This window comes from Salinimonas profundi, from assembly GCF_014750655.1.
Taxonomy (GTDB): Bacteria; Pseudomonadota; Gammaproteobacteria; order Enterobacterales; family Alteromonadaceae; genus Alteromonas; species Alteromonas profundi_A.
Genome location: NZ_JABBXD010000001.1, coordinates 21,184 through 47,667, shown reverse-complemented (window position 1 = coordinate 47,667; position 26,484 = coordinate 21,184). Strand labels below are relative to the sequence as shown.

Genomic DNA, 26,484 nt, shown 5'->3' with positions numbered 1-26,484 from the left:
CTTTCTTTTGATGGGGCATATGGTAACGATTTTGTGACACTAAGTGGTCTGCTCTTTTCAGCCCGGATGAGCGATGCATTATCGCTTATTGACTATCAAATCGTCAGTAAGTGCGTTAAGCACTATATTCACTGTATCATGCACGCTATGATCATGCAGTCGAAACAAACACGAATGCAGGAAATCCCGGTGAAAACTGATCACGCAAAAGTACACTTTAATGAACAGGGCACACCTGTTGCCGACGACTTCGACGATGTTTACTTTTCCAATGACAGTGGCATCGATGAGACCATGCATGTATTTATGGCTGCGAACCGCTTGCCGGCTCGCTGGCTAACGCATCAGCATTCTCACTTCGTGATTGCAGAAACCGGTTTTGGAACCGGCCTTAACTGCCTGGTTGCCATGCAAGCCTTTGCTGAATTTCGCAAAAATAATCCAAACCATCCGCTCAAACGCCTTTATATCATCAGCACAGAAAAATTTCCGCTGCAAAAGGAAGATCTTCAGGCGGCACTGGCTCACTTCAAAGCGGTGGCAAAACCCGCCGACGCGTTACTGGCCCAGTACCCTTGTGCGCTATCCGGTTGCCACCGGCTGCAGCTAAACAGTTTTGATACAACACTGGATATCTGGATGGGTGACATCCATGCGTCGTTGCCACAGTGGCACGCTCCCCTCCACGGACTTGTTGATGCCTGGTTCCTGGATGGTTTCGCGCCCAGCAAAAATCCGGATATGTGGACCGATGCGCTGTTTGAACAAATGGCCCGCTTGTCGAAAAAAGAAACGACCTTTGCCACATTTACCGCCGCGGGCATCGTGAAGCGGGGTCTGCAGGACGCCGGGTTCGATATTCAAAAGGTAAAAGGGTTTGGCCGTAAGCGTGAGATGCTTGCCGGGCACTATGCTGGCTGCAAGCAGCAGGATGCATCACGATTTCCACGTGACTGGCCCTACGCGCGTTTTGAAGCCGCGCCGTTAACAACAGACAGTCATGTTGCCGTTGTAGGTGGCGGGCTGGCAGGCGCTGCCAGTGCACTGGCGCTGGTCAGCCGTGGTATCAGAGTCACGCTGATAACCAGGGCTGGCATACTGGCTGACGGCGCATCGGGTAACCCGCAAGGCGGATTTTATCCGCAACTTCATGCCACGCCAAGTCCCGCCAGCCAGATTCAGGCCCACAGTTTTTTATATGCCAGGCGCGCCTACCAGCAACTCGCTGCTCATTACGCATACCCTCACCAATGGTGTGGTGTGCTGCAAATGGACTTTACTGACGAAGTTGCTGCCAGACACCAGAAACTGACAGACAATCAATACTGGCCGGCCGCCCTTATTCAGAAAATTGATGCGCGCCAAGCCAGCGAGATAGCCGGTATACCATTAACTTGCGGAGGCATTTTTACGGCTGAGGGCGGATGGCTCAGCCCCCCGGACTTAGTTGAGGCCATGATTAAACAGGCAAAGGACAGCACCCTTTTGACCGTTCTGACAGACCATGCAGTCTCTCAAATTGAGTCAGCGGATGCCGTTACCCTGCATATTGAACATCTGGAGGCGCCACTTAGCTTCGACCATGTGGTGCTGGCTACCGGTGCCGATAGCGTCAGTTCACTCTTAAGTGACGTACTGCCACTGCGCCCGGTGCGTGGACAGGTCGAAGCCATGCCTGCAGACGGAACTACCCCGGGTAAATTGCAAACTGTTTTGTGCCATAAAGGATACCTGACACCGCAAACGGATGGGCGTCAGGCGCTGGGCTCCACCTATGTCAAAGGCGACATGAACACCGAGGTCAGAGCAAATGAGACACAGCAGAATATTGAGACGCACAAAAAAGCGCTCAACAGTCAAAGCTGGGTGGAGGATATTCAGACAGACGGTGTTGCGCGGGCGGCAATTCGCCTTGGCTTGCCGGATCATCAGGTTGTTTGTGGCAGCCTTCCGGCTACTCTTGAGCAACAACCGGCCTGGCGTGAGCTGGCAAAAGGAAAACGCCTCAGTACAATGCCGCGTCCTCCGGCACATCGCATTCATGTGTTGACCGGTTTAGGCTCCCGGGGGCTGACGACAGCGCCGCTTATGGCAGACGTGCTGGCAAGCCAGCTCTGCCACCACCCCCTTCCGCTGCCAGAAGCATTATTACAGGCCATCAGCCCGCAGCGGTTTATTATCCGAAATGCTATTCGGAATCAGAACGACAATTAATTGCCCGCCTCAACCGGATTGAGGCTGGTTACCATAAATGCCGGCACATCCACGCTGGCACTGGCGACTAATGACTGGCCGGACACGCTGACAATGCGCGCATTGATGCGAACGCCGCGTTTAGTTTCTATCATGGTACCGGTTAGTACATGGTCCATTTTAGACTGCGCTGCGATTTTCTGAAAACCACGGTGCATTACCAAATCGCCGCGCTCGGTAACATAGAGGGCATCGGAAAGTTTAAAGTCGATAACTGCCAGTCCATAACTTTGTAGTTGGCCCAGCATATATTCGGCCATCTGGTTTCCCAGAACCGTGGTGTCGTGAAGGGTATGATTCAGTCTGACAAAACTCGCCACGCCCACTTTTTCACGCGGCCGGATAGTCGTGGCAGTGTCCATTAATTCCATGGCCAGTTGCCCGGCATAGTCATTTAACGACTTGTGTGTAAGATCAGAAGAAAACCCTACATATAAGGGGTCCTGATAACGGCTTTGTTCTTGTGATTCAGGGCGGGCTTTCAAATCCCGCGAGTCAGGACGGTACACCAGGCCGGTATCCTCGTGGGGAATGACAACAGGCTCACCGGTTGAGGTATCCCATTTAGCGGCGCGCAACGCATGATATTGCTCATCGATGGTGCTGCAACCTGTCAGCAACGCAACCAGCAACACAGCGCTCAGGCGAAGAAGTTTATCCATTATCGCTTACCCTTGTGTCAGCTTAACGCCATCCTTTGTCCCGGGCTTTTCTGCGCCATCGCTGGGAATGAGCGCATCCACCACATAAAACGGAATCAACATCTGAGCGCTGGCTACGACGGCACGCGACTCGATCCCCAGAATTCTTGCATTGACCATCACACCGCCCTGATGTTTTGCCATTGTACCGGTCAATACATACTCAATAGGCAGGCTGGAATTGAGATCCAGATAATCGCGGGATAATAAAAAATCGCCCTGCTTTGTCACCCGGATATAATCTGTGGCTTTATAGTCAAGAACAGGGATCCTGAATTTGTGCAACTCGTGAACAAATGATTCTGCCATCTGCTGTCCCAGCAGGTTTGTCTGTTGCAGGTCAGAATCAAGCAACGCGAAGTTAGTCACTGCCACGGGCGTTTTTGCCGAGACATATTCCATATTTGAGATGAGGTCCTGTGTCAGGTTTTTGACATAATCTCCGACATGGCGGGTCAGTGGCCGCCCCTTGTATGCACCTTGCACACTAGAATAAATACGCGGGTGACCCACAGCACCAAAGCTGTCAGTCTCCTCGCCGTTGTAATCGGCAGGTAAAGGCGCGCTGCGGCGATCGGCATCCTGTACATCTATAATCTGCATTGACTCAGAAGCATCAGAGGACTGTCCCGCCGTCTGCTCAGGCTCCTGTGTTGTCGAACAGGCAGCGAGCCCCAGTGACAGTGCGCCAATCGCGTAATATTGCAACTTCATCCTCTTTACCCCTTATCCTGCATGCGGTACAAACGCCCTTGTCGGGTAGTAACCTGCTCTTCGTCCCAGAACAACCCTGATGGGAAAAAGCGAGTGGCAGCCCCCACCACATCTTTAGTTCTGGCTTCAATCACGCGGGCATTGACTACCGCGCCGCCCTGCTGATGAACCAGTGTTCCGGTAATATAAAAATCAATTCTCTCAGGCGCAGACAGATTGGCGATATTGCGTGATAACACACGATCGCTGTGCTGCCCTATTACTATATCGTTCGAAAGCTTGAACTCTTGAGTCGTAAATCCGCGCTTGGTGGCCTCGGTCATCAAACCCTGCTCTAACTGATGGCCTAATAACATCAATGGCGACTGATGCTGGCTTTCATACTGCAACGACGTGACCGGAACAAAACCGGCCACGGCGTAGCGCAAATGCTGTGCAGGCTTAAGGTTGGCAAATAACTCATTGGCCAGCAGGTAGGTTTGGTATTCAATATTGCCCAACGACTGGCCAACCGGCTGCGGTGACGGTGTCTCGGCGGTGGCTTGAGGCGCATCATTCTGCGTATCCGGGCCTGTTACACAAGCCGTTATCCCTGCCAGAGCAAGCGCGAAAGAAAAGCTGCGTATAATTATTAATTTCATGGGCCTGCGTCAAAAATCCTGCAATTTATCAATAAACAGAGTCATAGTGGCAAAATTCATACCACACACAGCATCTCTGTAATTCGCGCGGCCCCGGGGAGGATGAGCAGGCACATCAACCGACCGAGGCGGCAAAACTATGCCAGCAAAGGACGGAACGTGCCGTTACTGCTGCGCACTGGCAATAAGTTGCTGCCACAGTGCAGTGACTTTTTTCTGGTCGTCCGGCTCAAGTTCATTATTGTTGAAAGCCTGTTGCAGACTTTCTTTGACCGTTTCATCCAGCAACGCAACAGTAGCATTTTGCTCCATCTCCAGCGGGCGGGAGATGACTGCAAAATGGCCCTGCAGATAGCTGGCGATAAACAGTTCGTCATCACTGCCGTGATCAACCACATTATCCAGTTGATTTTCGATGTGCATGACTGCGTCAATAAACGCTGGTTCTGCCAATGGACTGGGCTGCATACCTTTCTCCTATACTGCCGGATATAAAACTTTATCCTGATAACCTGTAATAACCTGAACACTGCCGCTTAACGCCTCATCCAGTGCATCGTCGCCTGAATCGAATCGTAAGGGTCTGCCTTCAAGCGCCTGAAGCTTTTGCTTCGTCGACACAATCAGCATGTTCTGTTTTCCCAGACGTTTTATGAACGCCGGGCTGAGCTGCTGGTTTCCGCGCCCCAGAATATGTCCCTGACCGCCTATGAGGGTGACGATAAGCTTAACCGGCTGCCCGTCGGTGATTTCCAGCAACGTTTTGGCGCTGACATCACTGCCAATAACCCGTCCCGCACAAATTACATCAACGCCCAAAAGGGTATTGTCAAGGTTGAGCGCATCCATGATGGCCGCGACGGTTGAGCCAGAGCCCATGACATAACAGGTCTCATCATCCTGCTCAATCATTTCGCTCACGTATGCGGCAATATCATCCAGCACCAGTTCTTCATGCTCTTTGCCGCCCATCTTTACTGCCTGAATATACTCAAGCTCTCTGGGAACACGCATCTCGCCATAGTATTTAGCGGTAACATTTCCGTGTCTGAATGCGTCCTCGTCAATATCGCGCACTTCCGCATCAAACTCACTGACCAGTTCGCCCATTGCCATTTTAAGGGCCACCTTACCCGCTGCTGAAGGCGTTACCGCATAGACGCCGGAATGGATTTTCACGCCCGCTGGCACGCCAAGCACGACCTGGTCGGTGCCTAACTCATCATAAAGATTACGTGCAGTCCCATCACCGCCGGCAAAAAGTAATAAATCGATGCCCTTTTCCATCATTGCACGCGCCGCCTGCTGCGTGTGCTCGGCTTCGGTCTGTGCGGTTTGCGGCGAATAAACAACCTCTGCCGACAGCCCGGCTTGCTGGCAGCTGTCCATTCCCATTTCACCAGCGGCAGTAAAGACAAGAAGATTATCAGTTCCCTGAAGTTGCATCAGTGCGCGGCACATTTTTTCTGCCGCTTTTTGTTCGGCTCCCTGAGCGAGTGCTTTTTCACGAATGGCGGCACCATCACTGCCCTTAAGTGCAACGGCGCCACCGATGCCAGCAAAGGGGTTGACTACCACACCTAACCGAAACCGGGTATTGCTGTTCATGCGGCCTCTCCTGTAAGGCTGGAACGAGATAACGGCGCGGTCTTAAACGCTGCGCTTAACGCAGCAATGAAGCGCTGTGCCCGCGGCGGAAAGCCCTCATCAATGTACGTGTTCAACTGTTCTTTGACTGCACGGGTAAACCCTTCTCTGTCAGGCTCCGCGCCATCAAGATTGTCAGTACTCACCGAAAACTGTCTGCCGGCAGCGATGGTGAACGCCCACTCTATCGCCTGTGGTTTGACCTCCACCTGCTCAAACTTTTTTTGCTCGGCTTCATTGCGCCCGTCAGGACAATACCAATACCCATAATCTTCCAGCAGACGACGCTTTTGGCCAGCTACACACCAGTGGGCGATTTCATGTAATGCACTGGAAAAAAAGCCGTGGGCAAAAATAATCTGATGATAAGAAGTTTGCGTTCCCGCAGGCAGGTACACCGGCTCATCGTCACCGCGAATAAGACGTGTATTAAATTCGTCGAAGAAGGTAGCGTCGAATAACACGATTAACTGAGCAAGCGCGTTATCCTCTTCCCGGACCCGGGCGCAATTATTCAAGGCAAACCTTTTGTTGTGGCGAAAAACTGGCAGGAGTTTATCAAATCATTCGAAATCAGACTATGTTGGCGCGCAAAAACCGCAGACGCGCGTAGGGAAATTCGTTAGCATAAATGCACAATCGATCGTTAACAAAAAGCATGACAAATTTAGACTGGCAATTTGACGCCCCCTTTACTGACAATTGGGCGATACAGGATGCTCACATCGACCACTACAACCATGTCAATAATGTGGCTTATCTGACACAGCTGGAATCGCTGGCGTGGGCGCATACAAACGCACTGGGCCTGCGTTTCGAAGATTATCAGGCACTGGATAGTGCAATGGTTATCCACCGTCATGAACTCGATTACATACTGCCCTGCCATCAGGGTGACGAACTGGCATGTAGTACCTGGATAACCGCCTGTGACGGTCGGCTTCATCTGACCCGCAAGTTTCAGTTTATTTGTTTACGACGACGCAAAACAGTGTTTAAAGCAAAAACAGAGTTTGTGTGCGCACGACTGAGCTCTGGCGCCCCGCGACGAATGCCAAGAGAATTCAAAGACGTTTATTGCGGCGCCGTTACCGGCCAATGAAAATCTGGCGCTGGCTAACAGGCGGCCTGCTCATCTTCTCTATAAGCGGCAATATTGTTCTGCTGTATATACTTTTTGAAATTAAAAAGTCACCGGCTGAAAAATCAGTAATACCACTACCAACGACGTCAGACATGCAGGCTGACGCCGGTGACAACACGAAGACGACCGTGCGCCCTGAGCAAGCATTGTCACAAACTGCATCCATGAAGGTCTCTATTTCGCAGCTTTTGAAGCAGGGTGACTATGACCGGGCCAGGTTCCAGTTGCAAAATGCATTGAAAAATCATCCTCGCGATGCAGATCTGCTGCTACTGGAAGCTGAACTTCTTATGCGAACCGCCCCGCTTAGCGATGTGGCGCTGCACTATTACGACATGCTTGATATGGGATTATCCGACACGATTCATGAAACGGTCAGTCAGCGTTTACAGCGTCTGGTTGATGATGCCATTGACAATTTGTCCCAGACACAGAGCTGGACAGCACTGGCCATTTTTGCCGAGCCGCTTTTTCAATATGCGCCCGGGAACCGGCAGTATACGCTGGCATTAGCCACTGCGTACGCTGAGCAGGAGAAACCCGGGTTAATGGCGGCTACGCTGGCCGCCTTACCGCCAGATGATCCGGCGCATGGCGAATTTGCGTCAAAATATAACCGCCAGCCGCAACCAGAGCCGGAACGTTCCGGCCCCGATGCGTCACCGTTTGATGCGTCAGCGCCGCGTGTTGCACTGCTCTCTCAGGGTAGTCATTTTATAGTGCCCATCCGGGTTGAGGAGATGCCATTATCCTTATTGTTAGATACCGGCGCCTCGCAAAGTGCGTTATCTGCCGATGCTTTTAATCGGATCAAGCACGAAATTGCCTATCGGTTTTTGGGCAATTTCACCATTTCAACCGCTTCAGGGAACAGTCAGGCTGCACTGATTGAGGTAAAGGCGATATCTATCAGTATCTTCCGTCTTGAAAACTTGAAAATGTTTGTGCTTCCGAAAGCCGCTAAACCTCGCGCTGATGGCCTGTTAGGTATGAATATTCTCGGTCAGTTTACATTTTTTATCGACCAGCGGACGAACACCCTGCATTTGCAAAAAGATCATTAAACGTTGCAAGAATTTTTAATGTTCAGATCAAAACCAGTTTCCCCTTCCAGCCCGTAACTATCGCCACATTCACAATAAAAGGAGAATGTTTTTATGGGTGCTTTAACAGGCAAGAAAGTAGCTATTCTGGCTACCAACGGGTTTGAGCAAGTCGAGCTGACAGAGCCGATGGAAAAAGTCAAAGCCGCTGGTGCAGATGTCGACATCGTTTCACTGGAATCCGGTGAAATTCAGGGCATGAACCACGATGAAAAGGGTGACATGTTTACGGTGGATAAAACCGTTGATGAGGTATCAGCTGAAGAATACAACGGTCTGATTCTTCCAGGTGGCGTTCTCAACCCGGACACACTGCGCACCAACGACAAAGCCGTGCAGTTTGTGCGTGACTTCTTCGTTCAGCATAAGCCCGTATCAGCAATTTGCCATGGGCCATGGATGCTGGTAGAGGCAGACGTTCTAGAGGGACGCACTGTCACCTCATTCCCTTCTATTAAAACCGACATTCTGAATGCCGGCGGTAACTGGGTGGATGAGGAAGTTGTTGTCGATCAGGGCCTGACAACCAGCCGCACGCCTGACGATATGGAAGCATTTTGCAAAAAAGTAATAGAAGAGTTGCGCGAAGGAAAGCACGACCGCCAGACGCCGTAATCAGACCACAGCTAAAGCAATTCAGGCCGGGCGCTCTGCCCGGCATCTTCCAGATTCTCAGGACTATGATATGACAGATTTATTCAGTAACGGCATCGTGGGTAACACAGATGTGAAAAACCGTATTTTCATGGCGCCATTAACCCGCAGCCGCGCCGATGATGACACCGATGAACCGGCACAAATGTCGATTACCTATTATGAGCAGCGCGCCTCTTCAGGGCTGATTGTCAGTGAGGCGACACAAATCAACCCTCAGGGCAAGGGATATATCTGTACACCCGGTATCTACACAGTAGAGCAGGTTCAGAAGTGGCGGGAAATCACCCAGGCGGTTCACGATAAGGGCGGCAAAATATACCTTCAGCTTTGGCATGTCGGTCGAATCAGTCATACCCATTTTCAGCCTGACGACGACAAGCCGCTGGCGCCATCGGCTATCACGCCAGATGTCGATGTGTTTTTTGAGGGTAAAAAACAGCCTGCATCCGAACCACAGGCAATGACCACTGAGCAAATAGAGCAAACCATCGAAGATTACCGTCTGGCCGCAAAAAACGCAGAAAGAGCAGGTTTTGACGGTGTTGAGATCCATGCTGCAAACGGCTATCTGATTGATCAGTTTTTAAGAGACAAAACAAATCAGCGTGATGATGAATATGGCGGCTCGCTGGAAAATCGTATGCGCTTTTTGAATCAGGTCACCGAAGCCGTGTTAAGTGTATGGCCTGCTGAAAAGGTAGGGATTCGCCTTTCGCCAATCGGCAACCAGAATGACATTGCAGACAGCGACCCGCTCACCGCGTTTACCTATTATATTCAGCGGTTGAATGATTACCGTCTGGCTTACTTACATATGGTTGAGCGCTTTCCCGGCATGCCCACCAGCAATAAAGATCTGAAGATCCAGGAAAGTCTGCGTAATACGTGGAAAGGCTTTTACATCGCCAACGGCGATTATGACTATCTGTCTGCGCAACAGGCTGTTAAATCAGGCTACGCTGATGCGGTAACGTTTGGCCGGCCATACATCGCCAACCCGGATCTTGCCGAGCGGTTTGAAGCCGGCGCGACACTTAACGAACAAGACCAAGACACATTCTACGGCGGCGATGAGAAAGGTTATATCGACTATCCGTTTATGGATGAGAAAGATATGTAACATGAAGCATCGCGCTACGCTGGTAAAGCGCAGCGCGACATGTTTTACAGTGTTGCAGCCAGTCGTGTGCCCTGATCAATAGCACGTTTTGCATCAAGCTCAAGTGCTTCATCGGCCCCACCAATAAGGTAATGCGGCGCGTTAAGACCTTCAATAACGTCGCGTAGCGGTTCCTGACCGGCACAGATAATGACATTATCTACTTCAAGGAGCCGCTCTTCACCTTCGATACTGATATGAAACCCGCTATCGTCAATTTTTTTGTATTCCACACCGGGGATCATAGTAACCCCTTTCATTTTAAGGCTCGCACGATGCGCCCAGCCAGTGGTTTTGCCCAGCCCTTTCCCCATTTTTGTTGTCTTGCGCTGCAATAATACAATTTCTCGGGAAGACGGTTCCGGCTCAGGCTGCATGCCATTTACGCCGCCACGGGCAGAAAATGACATATCGATGCCCCACTCTTTCATAAAGGCTTCTATATCAAGGCTTGGCTGTGACTTTCCATGAGACAGATATTCTGCGGTATCAAAGCCAATGCCACCAGCACCAACAATAGCTACCTTTTGCCCCACTGGTTTTTTACCCTTAATGACATCCACATACGAAAGTACCTTTTCGTGATCTATCCCTTCAATATCGGGGATACGAGGATAAATGCCTGTAGCAATAATAACTTCATCAAAACATTCATCGTTTAGTAATGCAGCAGTGGCCTCAGTATTGAGTTTTACAGTCACATTATGTAGCTCTAACTGACGGTCAAAATAACGCAGGGTTTCGTTAAATTCTTCTTTGCCGGGTATTTGTCTGGCAATGTTGAACTGACCGCCGGTCTTATCATCCTTATCGTACAACGTAACGGCATGGCCTCTGGATGCTGCAGTTACCGCCGCCGCCAGTCCGGCTGGTCCGGCCCCTATTACAGCGATTCGTTTAGTTTGCTCTGCCGGTTTAATGGTAAGCTCAAGCTCATGACAGGCACGAGGGTTGACCAAACAGCTGGTAAGTTTGCCGTTAAAAACGTGGTCGAGACAGGCCTGATTACAACCAATACAGGTATTAATCTCATCTGCTCTGTTTTGTTCCGCTTTAATCACAAACTCGGCATCAGCCAGAAACGGTCGCGCCATAGACACCATATCAGCATCGCCCCGGGCTAATACTTCCTCAGCCACATCGGGCATGTTGATTCTGTTTGATGTGATAAGCGGAATAGACAACGCTTCCCGGAATTTTGCTGTCACCCAGGTAAATGCCGCGCGTGGCACGCGGATTGATATTGTCGGAATGCGTGCTTCATGCCAGCCAATACCGGTGTTAATTATGGTTGCGCCGGCTTTCTCTATTTCTTTCCCCAGCGTAACCACTTCATCATAGTCAGAGCCATCCTCAACCAGATCGAGCATAGACAAACGATAAATGATGATAAATTCCTTACCGACAGCCTCACGCACGCGGCGCACCACTTCAATGGGCAAGCGAATGCGGTTTTCGTATTCGCCTCCCCACTTGTCATCACGCTGATTGGTGCGCGTCACAATAAACTGATTCAGAAAGTAGCCTTCTGAACCCATAATTTCTACACCATCGTAACCAGCGCGCTGCGCCTGCTTGGCGGTAAAAATGAAATCTTCAATTTGCTGCTCAATCTCATCGTCCGTCAGGGCCTTTGGCTTATAGGGGTTGATGGGCGCCTGGATAGCCGAAGGGGCGACCAGCTTTTCCGTGTAGGCGTAGCGGCCGGTATGCAGAATCTGCATGCAAATTTTACCACCAGCTTCATGGACCGCATCGGTTACTTCTTTATGATTCGCGACGGCTTTATCAGAATTCAGTCGCTTTGTAATAGGATGCGTTGAACCTTCCTCATTCGGTCCGATGCCACCAGTAACAATAAGGCCAACCCCACCACGGGCGCGCTCCGCATAAAACGCGGCCATATGTTTGTGACCTGCAGGCATTTCCTCAAGTCCGGTGTGCATTGACCCCATAATGATGCGGTTTTTAAGTTGAGTGAAGCCCAAATCCAGCGGGCGAAATAAATGCGGGTACTGAGTATGAGCCGAATCGGTCTTGGTCATAATTATTCCTGAATTGTCCTGATTTAGTCATCTATGCTGGTAATGCCAGGCTTTAACGGTGCATATTGTGGTGTTTGCTTGTTTTGCCTTGCCTGCATCGCAGTTTGCACGTCTTCCATCTGAAACATGCCGGCCTGCCATGTCGCCATAAAATTAAGGCTGTCTGCCACACTGTGATCAGCAGCGTAATTAATCATTTTTTTGGTGCCAGCCACTGCCATCGGAGACTGGCTGGCAATATCCTGTGCGATTTGTGTCACACCCTCCATGAGCGCGTCCCTATCATCGTAGACGTTATTCACAAAACCTGCCTGCAATGCTTGCGATGAGGTAAGGTCGCGCCCCGTATAGGCAAGCTCTTTTGCCAGCCCCATGGGAATAAGCCGGGGCAGTCGCTGTAACGTACCTAAGTCCGCTGTCATAGCAAGCTGCGTCTCCTTCACACTGAAATACGCATCGGTGGTACAGTAGCGCATGTCACAGGCGCACAGTAAATCAACTGCGCCGCCAATAGCAGCCCCCTGAACGGCGGCCAGTACAGGAATTCTGATATCCTCAAGTGCGTTGAACGCATCTTGCAAAAATAGTACTTTGCGCCGCATCTGCTCTGCGCGCCGCGCCGGATCGCCGCGAAAAGACTGGCCCATCGCCTTAAAGACAGCCAGGTCCATGCCAGCACAAAAGTGTTTGCCTGCGGCGTTAATAATCAGCGCCCTGGCCTCGCCCTTTTCATCAATGTCACGGACCGCCCCTGGAAACTCCCGCCAAAAAGCCGCATTCATTGAGTTCAGCGCCGCCGGCCGATCCAGCGTGATAAATGCAAGGTGCCCCTTGTAGGTGACACTTAGTGTTTCGTACTGGTTTGAGCGTGGCTCATCAGACTGGTCCATCGCAGCTCCGTTAACATTTTTGCAAACTAGACACTGTCAAGATAAAAGGCTATGTTGACACTGTCAAGATTTAAAGCGACGCTTATAAGGTTTCACGCATTCAGGTAAGTAGTATGGATCAGGCTCAGCAGCGATATCATCACGGCGATTTACGAAGCGCATTACTGCATGCTGCCACTAAGCGTATTGATGAACACGGGGTGGACAGCTTATCTTTGAGAAAGCTGGCTGAGGATGTGGGCGTATCACGCTCTGCGCCCTACCATCATTTTGCCGATAAGAACGGGTTGTTGAGTGCCATCGCTGCAGAAGGCTTTCGTCAGTGGCATCATACCGCCCGTACTATCTTTGAACAGCAGACGCTGGCACCATCTGCCCGGTTCCGCCAATTCATTCATGAATATGTGGGCTATGCGGCCGACCATCCACAACTTTACGAGCTGATGTTTGGTCGTATTTTATGGCAGGCTCAGTCAGCCACTGACGATTTAAAGGCGGTGGCCTATCCGTGCTTTCAGTTTCAGGTTGAAATGACACGTTACTGGCAGGAATCCGGGTTATTACCGGCTGGCCCCGAACCGTTGAGGCTGGCACAGGTGACCTGGGGCACGCTACATGGTATTGCCCGGCTGCTGATTGACGGCATTTATGCTGATCGCAGTCACATTGAACAGATGTGTGATACGGCCGCTCAACTGTTTATGCAGGCGTCGGCAAATCATGAATAAACGCAGCCGCCCGCTCAGCCATCATCACAACCGGCGCATTCGTATTACCGCCCACCAGCATTGGCATTGCTGAGGCATCGACAACGCGCAGGCGCTCAATGTCGTAGACACGAAACTGTGGATCCAGCACCGCCATCTCATCATCCGGCGCGCCCATCTTGCAGGTCCCTGCAGGATGATAGATGGTTTCAGCGTACTGTCGGATAAAGCGGATTAACGCGTCATCATCATGCACTTCCTCACCCGGTAGTAATTCATGTTTGAGAAATGGCGCCATTGCCTCGCTGCGCAGTAAGCGTCTGGCCATTTTCAGACCCTCAAGCAGTACCTGAATATCTTTTGGCGCAGACAGATAAGCCGGATCAATCAGCGGTGCAGCTGTCGGATCTGCACTTTGAAGCGTTACTGCTCCCCGACTCTCCGGATAAAGATTGCAGACATGTAAGCCGTAGCCATATCCCAGCGCATTCTGACGGCCGTGATCTTTAAGAATGGCTGGCAAAAAATGAAACTGGAGATCAGGCTTATCCTCAGTGGTAGCAGAAGAACAGGCGAATCCGCCAGCTTCTGCAATATTGGACGAAAGCATGCCTTTGCGACCAACCGCATATTGCCAGGCAGCGCGAAGGTAACTCGCTATTTTTCCGGGGGCGAGCGCATAACCATGACGGGTCTTGCCTCTGCACTGCACGATGACATCAAGATGATCCTGAAGATTTCTGCCCACGCCCGCTAAGGCCTTAACAACCGGAATATTATGCCGCCTGAGCTCATCTTCAGGGCCGATACCCGACAACATTAACAGGTGCGGGGTGTTGATCGCACCGGCGCTGACAATCACCTCCTCCCGGGCTTGCAGTGTGTGCACCTGTCCTTCGTACTTTGTTATCACCCCTGTTGCTCTGCCACTCTTAATAACAATTTTCTCGACGTGTGCGCCTGTCATAATGGTCAGGTTAGGCCGTGCCAATACAGGTTTCAGATAGGCTTTAGAGGTAGAACATCGCTGACCACCGGATTGCGTGACATGATAAAGGCCAAGGCCGCAGCGTGAGGCAAGGTTAAAGTCGGTAAGCGCTGGCAATTCTTCTTCTGCGCCACTTTGCACGAACGCTTCAGACAAAGGGTCAACATGACGCAAAGACTCTACACTGAGCGGCCCCTCGCTGCCATGACGCTGCGATGCGCCGTGCTCGAATTTTTCCGCTTTTTTAAACCAGGGCAATACGTCTTCAAAGGACCAGCCGGTTGCGCCCTGCTCCACCCAGTTATTGTAATCACTGTCCTGCCCGCGGATATAACACATGGCATTGATGGCACTGCTACCGCCCAATGTTTTTCCGCGCGGCCAGAACAGACATCGATTGTTCAGCCCTGACTGGGGCTGAGTACTGTACCCCCAGTTCAAAGAGGTTATTCTGGATAGCACAGAAAGTCCGAAGGGAATGTGGATAAAGAGGCTTTTATCCGGTTTACCTGCTTCGATGAGACACACATTACACGATTGCTTTTGAGAAAGTCGCGCCGCCAGTACCGCGCCGGCTGAGCCGCCTCCCACAATAATATAATCAAATTGTTGCTTCGATAGCGCCATGCCTGCCGTTTCCTTCCCTGATATTTGGGATATTCATTTTTACGAATAACTATTGATGCAAACTGCATCCGGATACGTATGCAAAAAGTCTTCTTTGATCAGAAAGGAATAGACAATGATACGTAAAAACACCTGGATATCGTTTAAAATAGCGTTTGGCTATACTTCTTAGCCAGGGTGGTACCGAATATAAACTATCAAGACAATATCCACCCTGCTGAACATATACTTACTTAACTTTGAGTTGAACTCCACCAGTTTCGCGCAAGCTCCCTGTGGTGTCTTTCTGCGTGAGGATATTTGTGAATAGAAAAGTTGATAATCCTGACAATCTTTATACCCAGAGTGTTAAGGCACTCATTGATAAGGTGCACCCTCAGGAGCCCGGCTATGGCTCAGTGCTTGAGGACGCCCGGCATTTCTTCGCGCTGGCGGAAGAATCGGCAAAATATATTAAAGATGTTGAAAACCAGTTTTCACGGGTAAAAGCCAAGTCACCGGATAAGCCGATTCCGGCCGATCTTCAAAAAAAGCTGAAACATGCCCGGGCCAAAAGAGACAGTGAGCGTCAGGAACGTATCGCGCGGATTACCGATATCGCCAGAGACTTACTTGAGCTATGCGAGGGTGAGTCCTATGAAGATACTCAGCTACTCAGTGCCAAATTCCTGGGTACTGTTATGCTGCTCACACGCGGCGCGGTGCCTAATTTCGCCCGATTCCATCAACGTTTGAAACCGCTGTATAAAGCGGTGCTGACATTGCGTCTGGTTGATAGCGTTTTAAAGCAGGAAGCGATTTCCCACCCTTATTTGTCTGCATACCGGGAATCGTCAAACCGGTTTCGGGGAAATAGCTACTGGCGTAATAAATGGGAAGAGGAATTAGCGATCCCCCTGATCAGTGCCGCCCTGTTACAGGATATCGGTCTGCAGCATCAGGATGCGCAGAAAATACTGCTGGGCGAAGAGAAAGATAAAGACGAGTTTCGCTTGTTGGAAGAACAGGATCGCAAACAGCTGCTTCGTCTCAATTACTCCCACACCCTTTACTATTTAAAAAAGGGATTGGGGTTACCAGCCTATGTCGGTAACGACAAGGAAGAGCGTCATCGTTTTAATCAGGCCCATGAGGCGGCCAATCAGTTCCGAGAGAAACTGGTACAGGATGCCTTCTTATCGAAGACTGGCCTGGGTGAGATATTAAAGATCCCGCAGATTTATTGTTCGGTGGTATTGTCTACAAAATCTGATTACACACGTCAGGAGTTGCCCAAAGGCTATCTGCTTATTGAGCAACTGGGCAAGAAGAACTCACTAAATCCGAAACTGGCCGATGCATTTACGCAAATCGTTGGCTATTTTCCGCAGGGGTTCGGCGTCACCTTTATTCCTGTGAATGAACAAGGGTTTGAAAAAGACCAGTTTGAGTTTGCCATTGTCTCCAGACTGAATCCGGAAAACCCAGCCGAACCCGTTTGTCGCATTGCCTCACGTAACCTGACTTACATTTGCTCGGGTAACACCGAGGTGATTAGCCGTGGACGCAACCTGTACTTTCCTGCAAACCGCAAAAAGTTACTCAAGATTGGTCGGGAGCGGATCCAGCAGATTATCCGACAGCTAAACCCCAACGCCGATCCAAATGCCGTCGACGATCTGGTACCGGCCTTCTGGGAGCCTTCTGATTACTTTACCAACAAAAAGAATCAGAACATGTGGAACAAGACATAAAAAAAGGTGCCATCAGGCACCTTTTTTATTATCAATTTATAGTTAGTCTACTAAATCTTTAGGCATTTCTTCGCGCACCGTCTGCCAGACTTTACCCGATTCAATACCGTATTTTCTGACTACCACAGGTACCGCATCGTAATCATGCTGCTGCGCCACTTCTAACAATTCTTTATAAAAGTTACGTGCAACTTCCTGGGCACTTTCATGCGAAAAGAAAAATCCGCCAATGCGCGAGTATAAACCACGGAACCCGTTCATCATCAGCACAAAAACATTGTTACCGGATGCCAGAGCCAAATCATGGTTCATCTGATAATCGTATTCAGCAAAGGCCATACCGTCTGCTTCAAGATCTTTATACCGGGCGATAATGTTGATGGCTTCTTCAGGATTATTTCTGATAGCACCACGAATGAAAACAGCGCTCAGGTTAGTTCTTGCCGCCAGAAGATTATCTACCAGTTCAGGTATTCCTTCCTGGTCAAGCCGCGCCAGCGTTTCAAGAATATTCAGCCCGCAGGTTTCCCAGAAGTTATTCACTTTTGTTGGTTTACCGTGCTGGATGGTGAGCCACCCATCCCGGGCCAGGCGCTGGAGCACTTCGCGCAATGTGGTGCGTGTCACACCAATCAGCTCTGATAATTCACGTTCAGCAGGCAAGATTGTGCCCGGAGGGAAACGTCCACTCCAAATCGACTCAACAATGTACTCTTCAGCAAATCCGGCAGGACTCTGGGCTTTGTAAATCATAAATGTTTGCCTGAACTACTCTTACTTTCATTAATCAACTGATTGTACCAGATGATTTTTCAATTACACAATTTATTAACGTTTATATTTGGCCATTGCCACTTAAATTGAGATTTTACGGCAAGATGAGAATGCGTACCACGCTTTACTGGTGCTCTTAGGCTAAAATGCGCACACAGATGGAAGGCAAGCCGGAGATACACAAACATCGGAAAAGATGGCGATATCGACCCACTACTCCCCATTTCTCATAAGATGATAGAGGTATACCTATGATTTCGAATAAAAATTCGATAATTGTTGATGCTATCGACGCTGTGGTGCAAGACTCAATCCATATAGGAAGCGCGACGGCGAAGATACTCGTTCGGATAAAATGAGATCAGCGACTGTTTCAGCGACGACTTTTCCCGCTTTACGAAGCAGATTTATCTGTTTCGTTGGAGTGCTCATTAATCGTTCACTAGTAAAGTGAACATTTGGGAAAGCTACTTACTATAGTGAGTGATTTAGTTCAAAGCTCTCGTTCATTCACGGCGACTAAAAACTGTCTCCTGCTAGCTTAACGAAGCATTTGGCCAACAGCCTGTTGACTAAATTTCGAAGTACTTTGGACTGGCTGAGCCGTCCTAGAAGGAAATTATTAGTGTGGCGTCAACTTAATTCCTCGTGCTTCAACTTTTCTATATGCAGACACGATAGTATGATTCGGTTGTTCAGGCTATAGCCGTTGGATGTCTCCTGTGAGCGGGAACGCGACGGTCATTACCTGAAGAAAAGACTTCCGCTTTAGACAAGTAACGGACGGTCAAACGCCGTGCTCTGGGCAAATCGGAGCGTAGCGAAGGTTTGTCCCTAGCAGCACTTCGTTAGGGATGCTCACTGTTAATCGGATAAAATCTGGTAGCAATATCTTGCGCCTCTGATTCCGTCATCGCATCATGCACAAACTTTAGCTTTGAAACTAAACGTATACAATTAAGGCCAGACTCATCGTATATTTCTAGTTTTATAAGGTATTCATCACCAAAATCAATATAAACTGGGCAATTCGCATCTAACCATGTTTTTCTTGGTCGTACCCAATCATATTGGTGGTAGCCGTTATATGTTTCTTTTATTTCTTCCTCAATACCATATATTCCATGAATCCCACCTCCCCTGAGAGTTGCTTTCGTAACCTCTGGGTCTTCTTCAATGGCCTCAGAGAGCCGGAAAAAGATTCCAGTATTGGCTCCATGCATATGCCGTTTGGCTTTACTCCATACTAAATCTTGAGCTAACTCAGACCGCGGATCAGGCAGCATGTGATAAATATCAAAGTTGTCATCAAAAACGGAACCATCAATTACCCAAACAAGGTTTTTATAAAACTCTTCTCTAGATATTCTTTCAGCATCAGTCATTGAGGAATGTTGAACTTCAATAACGATGCCTGTTGGAGTCTTTATATCTGCCCTGTGAATTTCTCCATCTTTAGCGACATGAGATACTTCTCTGCATTCCAATTGAAATCTATCCTTCCACTCTCGATGCCAAGGAGTCTCATTCTCCCACCAAGGATCACAATCCCTTTTTCTGAGGTGTGCTCAGTGATGCATAACTCTCGGACCGCACTTTGCAATAGCTTCTGCGCCACAAGTAGGACAAAAACCTCTTCCTTTTGGAAATGCTTCGGCTTTTTTGTTATTGACCAATGCCAATTGCATAGACTAGTGCTCGAATCCTTTTATGCCCTGACAGCTTATTACTGAGAATTCATAGTATTATTCGTTTCCTCTGAAAAGTCATATTCTGTGTTTCCATGGGAAAGAATATGAAATGTCTGCTTCAAGCACATCTCAGCCCTCTGCATCAGAGTCACCTCTTGATCAACATTTAGTCCAAGCACAACGGACTTTGACCAAGCTTGTACTAAGTTGTGACCAATATTTCTCAAGGAACCTTCAGGTACACATTGTTTAGTTAGGAAGGCCTTTAACGCCAGCTCGCTTGCAAGAGATGCAATAAAACCGAATGCGGTCTGGGGGCAGCGCTCCTCACTTTTCTGGGTGATATTGATTACTTTCAGATACTCTAAAGCGCTTCTATACAAGGTGACTTCAGTTACCTTGTTTTTCATGATGAAGTCCATTATCCGTCCTCGCGTTTAACGCCCGCATTTTCTGCTGGTGTGAGCGCAACAAAAAAAAGTCCGGCAACATGTGCTTGTTAGCTTTCATTTATACGACCTTTTACATCTAAAATCTTAATTAATTCTTTAAACGTATTCGCGCACCGGACTTGTGAAGTTGCATTGTATGAGTTTTCATATTCTCGACCATCTAGCAAAAATAAGTGCATGTTATTTCTCATATCCCAAACCCAGTTCAAATCATCATGCAATGATTGAGATATAATGTCGCTTTCCAAGAGGTATTAAGTTCTTTTTTTGAAAGAACGTTGCTTACCGACTATACCTGTAAGGTAATCAGATAGTATGCCTTCTATTAATGCGCCCCCAAGGAACATAAAAATTTTTATAAGCATGTCTTTAGCTGTTGCAGCTATATCTGTTCTGACTAATAGCCAAAGAATGCTATCTGTTAAAATTAAGGTATATGATAAATTCGCTTTCAAATCTTTCGACTGAACAAATTTGAGCCGGTTACGCTGTTCACTGGCAGTTCTAAGGTAGCCTCGAGGAAAGCGAACCTTTGCGTCTGGACGATTTTCGCGGCCACAATAATCCTGAATATCTTGAAGTAATAGACCAGCTTTTTTGACAGCTATCGCGAGCTCTTCATCTGTCTCTATAGGCATCCATATTTCCTGAAAACTAACACCCGCATTTGCGGCTGGTTTAAAGTGCTGCGGAAAACCAGTCCGACAACATGCGCTTGCTAAACACCGACCAACCCCTTCACTATGGCTTCAAGCTCGCTTTTCTTCTGTCCATCAATTAAACCATCAACGTGGTGCTTGATTATATTTATCGGCTTCAAATCATTTCGTCCTTGTGGTTTAGGTATTCCGAGGAAATCTTCAAGATCTTCTGTAAATTGATGAATTCCCGAAGTTAGTGGTGTCGATGCATCAGTCACAATTCCATTCCACGTGGCATGATTACCTCTATTGTTATCCCCATCAAAAATTACAGAATGTGGAATACCTAGCTCGGTTAGAAGATGAATAAATCTATGAAGATTATACTTGCCAAGACAATCCAACACATAAACTCTGGACTCCCTTAGAAAGTCCCACTCATTGTCAGCCAAGTAGTCAAAATATATTTTTTCAGAAGCACCTTCGCATACCAAAACGTGACGGGCGAAGAATAGACTAGAACGCTCGGAATCAAGCCAGAGAAAATACCTTAACTCCTCATCTGCCATTCTAACTTCTTCATCGAAATTTGGGTCTTGGTCTTCGCCGAATTCTCTGGCAGCAACCAAGTTGTTATCTAAAACCTCTTGCATCGTCACTTCAGTTAGCTGATGGGCGACAGAGTGCTTATCACTCCGATGCAAACGTAAGATTGAAGTTAGATCGCTTACTGATTTTCCAACGAATTGCGACGAATGCGTAGATACAATTACCTGCTGTCCGTTGGAGTCACCTAGATCTTTTAGGCTTCTAAATAGCACATCTTGTTGTGAGGGGTGCAGGAATGCTTCAGGCTCTTCAAATAGAAGTAACGTATAATCAGGGTTGAAATCCTTCTTTGATGGTTTGGATGGGGTATTGTACTGAGAAGACATCTTGATAAGAGTGTAAATCAGATGCCTTTGTAAGCCCTGCCCGAATGAAGATATATCGACGCGCTGCCCGTTTAGCTTATGATCTTCAATATGTGGTTTAAGCAGGGTTTTAACAATGTCGTCTGATTTTATCGGAGAGACCTCAATATCAATTCCAACTCCCCACTGCGATAGCTCGGCGTTTACGCCTGACTTAATCCCATCTATTGATAGCCCGCTAGCTTCCTCACCTTTAAATTCATCGTTAAACTTTGAGAAGGCATTATTTAGCTCTTCAAAGACATTGCTACTTGCAACGACCTTTTTCATTACCAAATTCACCAAATCACGGAATGGCGAAGGGCCGGTGGTTTTTAAAGTGTCCTCCACTTTGCTTACAGCGGGTATATAAATTATTGAGCCGAGCTTTGATGATGACACATTCGCGGCTCCATAAAAGTTACTTTCAGAAAGAGTTCCATTTTCATACGCGTAAATATTTGACTGCTTAGCCTTAACTCGTCCCTGATCAGACATAAAATACTTACGAACCTTGAGAAGGTTGTCGGGAGATTTATAGTCATCTTTCAATGAATCTTGTTCTTCGGCCGACGTATAAAAGTGCAATTCCATCCATGATTCATTGTCAATCGTATCAATCTTTGGGAAATCCCTATTCTTTTCGAACTTTAGACCACCATCCTCGTAGAATACCCTTAATGCGCTGAGTAGGTTCGTTTTCCCTGAATTGTTTTCACCAACAATAAGGCTATAGTTCGACACTTCAAATGTGGCATCTAATATAGACCTAAAATTATGGATGATTACCTTCCTTAGTTTCATGATCTCTCCGAAAGTAGATTAAAGTGAATAACAGCTTTTTACTGAGACTTCATAGTAACACCCGTTTCCCACGAAACGCCAAATTCGGTGTTTTCATGGGAAAAGTACAATGTCTGCTTTACGTACAGAGCAGCCCAACAGCGATACTTCACGTGCATCAATAGACAAAGGAGCAGACACGCAGGCAAAAATGGCGAAGCCGCCTGCGTGTTTGCGTCCCAGTGCTCCGTGGCGCACGCTATAGTCGTTTGTTAGCTGCTACTCAAGGACGTCCGAAAGTGATTCGAACAGTACGACCCGTTTTAGGTCGTCTTTTCCGGCGAGTAATTTATTAGCATCAGCTTCCGTGACCCAGCCAATTCCTTGTCTTGCACCCTTGGTACTTCCAGGGATGTAGTCTCGCCAACCAGCCACTTTATATCCCCTAAGTTTTTCTAACGCATCTGAAAATGATAGAGTGTAATTAACCTCAGGCTTAACCGGCGACTCACTGACTTTGTACCCCTTACGCCCATTTTGTTTGGTTTTGAATGGTACGCAAAAGGTCTTTTTTGTTGAAACAGGTACTCTGCCTGCTCATTTAGATTTAAGCATGTTCAATCTTTGATCTGTAACTGGCAGCTAACGCCGCAAATCACTGGCGGTAAAAAGCTGAGCGAAGCGACGCTTTTTACCGCCCGATTGCATTTACCTTGTTAGATTTTTTGTCTTTATTTCCAGCCGATACCTTTGTTATTTTTCTCGAAGACTCTTAAGTTAGCAATTTTTGTAACTAATTCTTTTGGGATTGGATCTTCCAAAGGAAAATGGATTGTATTATCAGACAACTTGAATGATTCTAGCTCTTTGCGCAAAGCCTTTATCACTGAAGGGGTTGGGTGGAGGCTGATATGCTTTGTAAAGACTGCGTATACATAAAGTATTCCATTATTTACAAATGCAGGCTTACCCCATTTTAGCTCTTCATCCGCATTTGGATCGGCAAGCTTTAAATATCTACGCAACTCCCCTAGTCTCTCCTGTGCCTTTTTGGGTTTGGAAGAAATATATTCTTCGACAGTTTTTGGCTTATCTGGCATTCCTCCTCCTAAATCTAACTTTCGCATAAACGGCACAAACACTGCGTTACAATCGCTAAGCGGCGCTGTGTTTGTGTCCGCAGCGCGCCCTGCGCGCGTGTATGCGTCCCAACGAACGCAGTGAGTGTGTTGCACTTGGGATTGATACTAAGGTTTGTTATACATCAAAGCGTCTACGGTGTAAGTAATCAATTTCTACCTCCATTTCATGGAGTGTTTTGGTGGATTCTAAATTGAGACTGTCACGCATTAATTGACGTTGTTTTTCGTAATCTTCGCTCATTTCGGGCTTTTGTAAACGAAACGATTCTCATTGCTTGATCCACTTGTGCGTGATATTTCACAAGTATATTCCTTATGGGCGGACTTGGACAGAATCGCGACTTAGGGCCGGTCGTAGCATCTGGCGCAAAGGGTCATATCGAAGGAATGGCGCTGCAACGGAGAGCGGGCCTGGCGAGCATATGTATAATGAGGTATCTCATACGCCATTATATTGAAATCTTATAATTATATTTTTTAAATATAATTGCTTATAAAGTTAAAGGATTCACGTAGTCGCTAACAACTGCCGACATCTCCTAGCCTATCCTTCTGCGATTTTACAAGGTAGTCCGACGCCATCTAACGTGTCTTTCCAGCCACAGGTTTTTTGTAGAGCCCCCACCAGGCCTAGCTTCATCAACCAAACGGTAGGATTCCGAAATATATAGTCAACCTTAGACTCGCGAGCAGGCCAATGCTTTTTTCAAAGCGTTGTCGAATCTTGTTAGTCGTCGACGAGAGAGGATGAACCGTTTTCATGATGCTGAGTTACTGCAATAGCTTGGTCATAGACACTCCTTTTAAGCATAGTATGCCTCTCTATGGGTGTGTCAGTGAATCTGGGTAGAGCCCTAACGCGCCCTTCGTCGCTGGGCGTATTGACCAGTCAAGTTGTTGTATCACCGAGATACTTTCACTTACAGACTGAGCCATCGTGCCAGGCAAGACAGACTTTATCGATCTGTTGATGATGTTTCATCAATGGGGGGCCTCCATAAGAAGTCTAGGTAGAGGTAGATCGACATTACGGTCCAACATCGAAGCAAACCCTGCTCAAAGAATTCGATGGCTTTATAATCAACCCCGAAGAAGGTTTAGCTGCCGCTACTCGACTGCAGATATATTCACCAGAGACACACAATCCGCCTTTGAAGAGCGCGAACTTGTGCAGAGACCAACAATACAATAGTGGTCGGTTTGCAATCCGGTAAAGCTCAGTACATGACCTGTTATCTCCACCCTTTTGCAATCAACACCTGTCCAAAAATTCGCCCACAGTATACAAACCAATTCATGCTCACACCTTTTCACCTATAAGGCGAAAAAGTGTACATTTAAATAAATATACTATTATCTATACATAATTTCACCCAAGTGGAGAAAATGTGTTAATGAACTTTGCTTTGAAGGTCACCATTACATTACATAAAGCCATTAAAGATGGTCATTTTGCGATATTTACAACCCACGATATCGCATTGGCAACTGAAGAAAGTGTTAATGATAATTTTCGAAAAAAACTGTCTAAAGGTGTTTCAAATAGGTGGCTATTGAAAGTTTGCCGGGACATGTATGCATTGCCTGGCAATGAGCCTATAAAAGTAGGAGTGCTTGAATATATTGCCTCTCGTCTGCATTGGAATAAATTCATATATGTCAGCTTAGAAACTGAGCTTTCTAGACAAGGGATAATATCCCAAATCCCATTTGGCTACCTTACCGTCATGACACAGGGCCGAAGTGGTAAAATCGAGACGCGGTATGGGACAATCGAATTTACGCACACCAGTCGCAAAAACCTGACCGAGGAAGATGTGTATTATGATTCTGATGCACGGATTTTTCGGGCCAAAGCCAAGCGGGCGATTGCAGATTTAAAGCGGGTCGGGAGAAATACTGATATGATAAATGAAGAGGTCATCAATGATTAGTGTTTTGGTTACCCGGGCAATTGAGAACAACCCTCAATTGATAGGGTTGGAAGATGTCGTAGAAAAAGAGATTGTGCATCATGAGTTGCTGTACATTCTGCATAAAGAAGGGTTATTAGAACATCTCACTTTTATTGGCGGAACGGCCCTGCATCTTTGTCACGGCTCTAACCGCCTGTCAGAAGACTTAGACTTTACCGGAGGCGCGCATTTTTCAACAAAAGACTTCTCGTCCCTATCGGCTGATATAGAGTCAAACTTGCAAAATAAATTCATGCTGGACGTCAGTGTGCGAGAGCCTGTCATAGACCGCGGCGACACTTCAACCTGGAAAGTGACCATCGTCAAAAACCCTAAGCGCCCAGACTTATCTTCACAGAAGATGCAAATCGACATTTGCCGCTATGACTCGTTTGATAAGGTTCGCCGTCCGGCTAAAAATTTCTATGAAGTAACCTCGCTTGTCGAAGGTTTACCAATTCCTGTGCAAAGTGCCAAAGAGATACTTGCCGACAAGCTTATTACGTTAGCGTTTCGAGAGCGCCGGATTAAACCCCGGGACGTGTGGGACCTGACATGGCTAAACCAGAAAAATGTGCCAATTGAAGCGTCGCTTGTGAAAAAGAAGCTCGAGATGCGTGGTAAAACTCAGGATGAATTTCTCGACAGTCTAGAGATACATCGCGGATTCATTCTGGCTTCGCATGAAACGAAATCAGACTTTGAAAGAGAAATGTCTCGATTTGTTCCTAAAGGTATTAGAGAGCGCACCCTGAATCGTAAAGAGTTCTGGCCATACGTCGGCGCAACGATTACTTCACAAATCGATGCAATTGAGTCGGCGTTGACTCGTGGAAATAAAGAACGGCATGATTGGGATATGAGCATGTAGTTCAGATACATCAAGATCGCTTGGTGTTTTATCCAAGGTAAGGCTTAACCCCTTATGTGCTTAATACTGCATTTTGATTGTTTTTTCCGAGGGACATCTATGTACGGAAAGCAGGCATTGGACAATAGGTTTCAGTTCCACCCCAAAATATGGTTATGATGAGCCTACTGAACTAGAGGCTTACCAGTCAATCCTTTCGCATCAGTCGTGGCC

The 26,484-nt window shown here is 47.8% G+C and carries 24 protein-coding genes; 9 read left to right on the top strand and 15 right to left on the bottom strand.

Annotated features, from left to right (window positions below; genetic code table 11):
- Positions 1-33 precede the first annotated feature (33 nt).
- Positions 34-2,214 carry a bifunctional tRNA (5-methylaminomethyl-2-thiouridine)(34)-methyltransferase MnmD/FAD-dependent 5-carboxymethylaminomethyl-2-thiouridine(34) oxidoreductase MnmC gene (gene mnmC, locus HHX48_RS00185; RefSeq protein WP_317983461.1) on the top strand — a complete coding sequence of 727 codons (2,181 nt, stop codon included), beginning with the start codon at positions 34-36 and terminating at the stop codon, positions 2,212-2,214.
- Here mnmC and HHX48_RS00180 read toward each other — a convergent pair.
- From HHX48_RS00180 to HHX48_RS00155, 6 genes are all read right to left on the bottom strand, one after another.
- Positions 2,211-2,915 (bottom strand): FlgO family outer membrane protein, encoded by a 705-nt coding sequence (locus tag HHX48_RS00180; protein ID WP_191021633.1) that lies wholly within the window; start codon positions 2,913-2,915, stop codon positions 2,211-2,213. The genes mnmC and HHX48_RS00180 overlap by 4 nt on opposite strands.
- A 6-nt stretch (positions 2,916-2,921) precedes the next feature.
- On the bottom strand, positions 2,922-3,668 hold the full coding sequence (locus HHX48_RS00175; RefSeq protein ID WP_191021632.1) for a FlgO family outer membrane protein: 747 nt from the start codon (positions 3,666-3,668) through the stop codon (positions 2,922-2,924).
- 5 nt (positions 3,669-3,673) lie between these two features.
- Positions 3,674-4,309, bottom strand: a complete 636-nt coding sequence (locus tag HHX48_RS00170; protein WP_191021631.1) for a FlgO family outer membrane protein — start codon at positions 4,307-4,309, stop codon at positions 3,674-3,676.
- A 165-nt stretch (positions 4,310-4,474) separates the two neighbouring features.
- Positions 4,475-4,777 (bottom strand): YfcL family protein, encoded by a 303-nt coding sequence (locus tag HHX48_RS00165; protein ID WP_191021630.1) that lies wholly within the window; start codon positions 4,775-4,777, stop codon positions 4,475-4,477.
- A gap of 9 nt (positions 4,778-4,786) precedes the next feature.
- Positions 4,787-5,917, bottom strand: coding sequence for an ATP-NAD kinase family protein (locus HHX48_RS00160; RefSeq protein WP_191021629.1), 1,131 nt, complete (start codon positions 5,915-5,917; stop codon positions 4,787-4,789).
- Positions 5,914-6,474: an elongation factor P hydroxylase gene (locus HHX48_RS00155; RefSeq protein WP_223857946.1), complete on the bottom strand. Its 561-nt coding sequence runs from the start codon at positions 6,472-6,474 to the stop codon at positions 5,914-5,916. The genes HHX48_RS00160 and HHX48_RS00155 overlap by 4 nt, the downstream gene beginning before the upstream one ends.
- A 140-nt stretch (positions 6,475-6,614) precedes the next feature.
- Between HHX48_RS00155 and HHX48_RS00150 the strand changes: the two genes are divergently transcribed.
- From HHX48_RS00150 to HHX48_RS00135, 4 genes are all read left to right on the top strand, one after another.
- Positions 6,615-7,058 carry an acyl-CoA thioesterase gene (locus tag HHX48_RS00150; protein ID WP_191021628.1) on the top strand — a complete coding sequence of 148 codons (444 nt, stop codon included), beginning with the start codon at positions 6,615-6,617 and terminating at the stop codon, positions 7,056-7,058.
- Positions 7,055-8,164, top strand: coding sequence for a retropepsin-like aspartic protease family protein (locus HHX48_RS00145; RefSeq protein ID WP_191021627.1), 1,110 nt, complete (start codon positions 7,055-7,057; stop codon positions 8,162-8,164). The genes HHX48_RS00150 and HHX48_RS00145 overlap by 4 nt, the downstream gene beginning before the upstream one ends.
- A 93-nt stretch (positions 8,165-8,257) precedes the next feature.
- Positions 8,258-8,818, top strand: coding sequence for a type 1 glutamine amidotransferase domain-containing protein (locus HHX48_RS00140; protein ID WP_191021626.1), 561 nt, complete (start codon positions 8,258-8,260; stop codon positions 8,816-8,818).
- Positions 8,819-8,888: 70 nt separating this feature from the next.
- Entirely contained in the window at positions 8,889-9,980 is a 1,092-nt protein-coding gene (locus HHX48_RS00135; RefSeq protein WP_191021625.1) for an alkene reductase, read from the top strand.
- A gap of 44 nt (positions 9,981-10,024) precedes the next feature.
- On the opposite strand, the gene HHX48_RS00130 is transcribed toward HHX48_RS00135, so the two are convergent.
- Complete coding sequence (locus tag HHX48_RS00130) at positions 10,025-12,064, bottom strand: NADPH-dependent 2,4-dienoyl-CoA reductase (RefSeq protein WP_191021624.1); 2,040 nt, start codon at positions 12,062-12,064, stop codon at positions 10,025-10,027.
- A gap of 23 nt (positions 12,065-12,087) precedes the next feature.
- The gene (locus tag HHX48_RS00125; protein ID WP_191021623.1) at positions 12,088-12,954 is read right to left on the bottom strand and encodes a crotonase/enoyl-CoA hydratase family protein; all 867 of its coding nucleotides are present in this window, start codon (positions 12,952-12,954) and stop codon (positions 12,088-12,090) included.
- Between the two features lie 113 nt (positions 12,955-13,067).
- Between HHX48_RS00125 and HHX48_RS00120 the strand changes: the two genes are divergently transcribed.
- On the top strand, positions 13,068-13,682 hold the full coding sequence (locus tag HHX48_RS00120; protein ID WP_191021622.1) for a TetR/AcrR family transcriptional regulator: 615 nt from the start codon (positions 13,068-13,070) through the stop codon (positions 13,680-13,682).
- Here HHX48_RS00120 and HHX48_RS00115 read toward each other — a convergent pair.
- Positions 13,654-15,276, bottom strand: a complete 1,623-nt coding sequence (locus HHX48_RS00115) for a GMC family oxidoreductase (RefSeq protein WP_191021621.1) — start codon at positions 15,274-15,276, stop codon at positions 13,654-13,656. The genes HHX48_RS00120 and HHX48_RS00115 overlap by 29 nt on opposite strands.
- 302 nt (positions 15,277-15,578) lie before the next feature.
- On the opposite strand from HHX48_RS00115, the gene HHX48_RS00110 reads away from it, so the two are divergent.
- Positions 15,579-17,009: a hypothetical protein gene (locus tag HHX48_RS00110; protein WP_191021620.1), complete on the top strand. Its 1,431-nt coding sequence runs from the start codon at positions 15,579-15,581 to the stop codon at positions 17,007-17,009.
- Positions 17,010-17,051: 42 nt separating this feature from the next.
- Here the strand turns inward: HHX48_RS00110 and fadR are convergent, their stop codons facing one another.
- The 6 genes from fadR to HHX48_RS00080 all read right to left on the bottom strand — a co-directional run bounded on the left by fadR (position 17,052) and on the right by HHX48_RS00080 (position 23,403).
- Positions 17,052-17,762 carry a fatty acid metabolism transcriptional regulator FadR gene (fadR, locus tag HHX48_RS00105; RefSeq protein ID WP_139755890.1) on the bottom strand — a complete coding sequence of 237 codons (711 nt, stop codon included), beginning with the start codon at positions 17,760-17,762 and terminating at the stop codon, positions 17,052-17,054.
- 869 nt (positions 17,763-18,631) lie between these two features.
- Positions 18,632-19,270, bottom strand: a complete 639-nt coding sequence (locus HHX48_RS00100; protein ID WP_223857945.1) for a competence protein CoiA family protein — start codon at positions 19,268-19,270, stop codon at positions 18,632-18,634.
- 239 nt (positions 19,271-19,509) lie between these two features.
- Positions 19,510-19,896, bottom strand: coding sequence for a hypothetical protein (locus tag HHX48_RS00095; protein ID WP_191021619.1), 387 nt, complete (start codon positions 19,894-19,896; stop codon positions 19,510-19,512).
- A 284-nt stretch (positions 19,897-20,180) separates the two neighbouring features.
- Positions 20,181-20,564, bottom strand: coding sequence for a hypothetical protein (locus HHX48_RS18605; RefSeq protein ID WP_223857944.1), 384 nt, complete (start codon positions 20,562-20,564; stop codon positions 20,181-20,183).
- An 80-nt stretch (positions 20,565-20,644) separates the two neighbouring features.
- Positions 20,645-22,324 (bottom strand): ATP-dependent nuclease, encoded by a 1,680-nt coding sequence (locus tag HHX48_RS00085; protein ID WP_191021618.1) that lies wholly within the window; start codon positions 22,322-22,324, stop codon positions 20,645-20,647.
- Positions 22,325-23,034: 710 nt separating this feature from the next.
- A complete protein-coding gene (locus HHX48_RS00080; protein WP_191021617.1) occupies positions 23,035-23,403 on the bottom strand; it encodes an iron chaperone in 369 nt (122 codons plus the stop codon).
- 1,436 nt (positions 23,404-24,839) lie between these two features.
- On the opposite strand from HHX48_RS00080, the gene abiEi reads away from it, so the two are divergent.
- Both abiEi and HHX48_RS00070 read left to right on the top strand, forming a co-directional pair.
- Complete coding sequence (gene abiEi, locus HHX48_RS00075; protein WP_191022548.1) at positions 24,840-25,379, top strand: type IV toxin-antitoxin system AbiEi family antitoxin; 540 nt, start codon at positions 24,840-24,842, stop codon at positions 25,377-25,379.
- A complete protein-coding gene (locus tag HHX48_RS00070) occupies positions 25,372-26,271 on the top strand; it encodes a nucleotidyl transferase AbiEii/AbiGii toxin family protein (protein ID WP_191021616.1) in 900 nt (299 codons plus the stop codon). Before abiEi ends, HHX48_RS00070 begins: the two co-directional genes overlap by 8 nt.
- Positions 26,272-26,484: the final 213 nt, after the last annotated feature.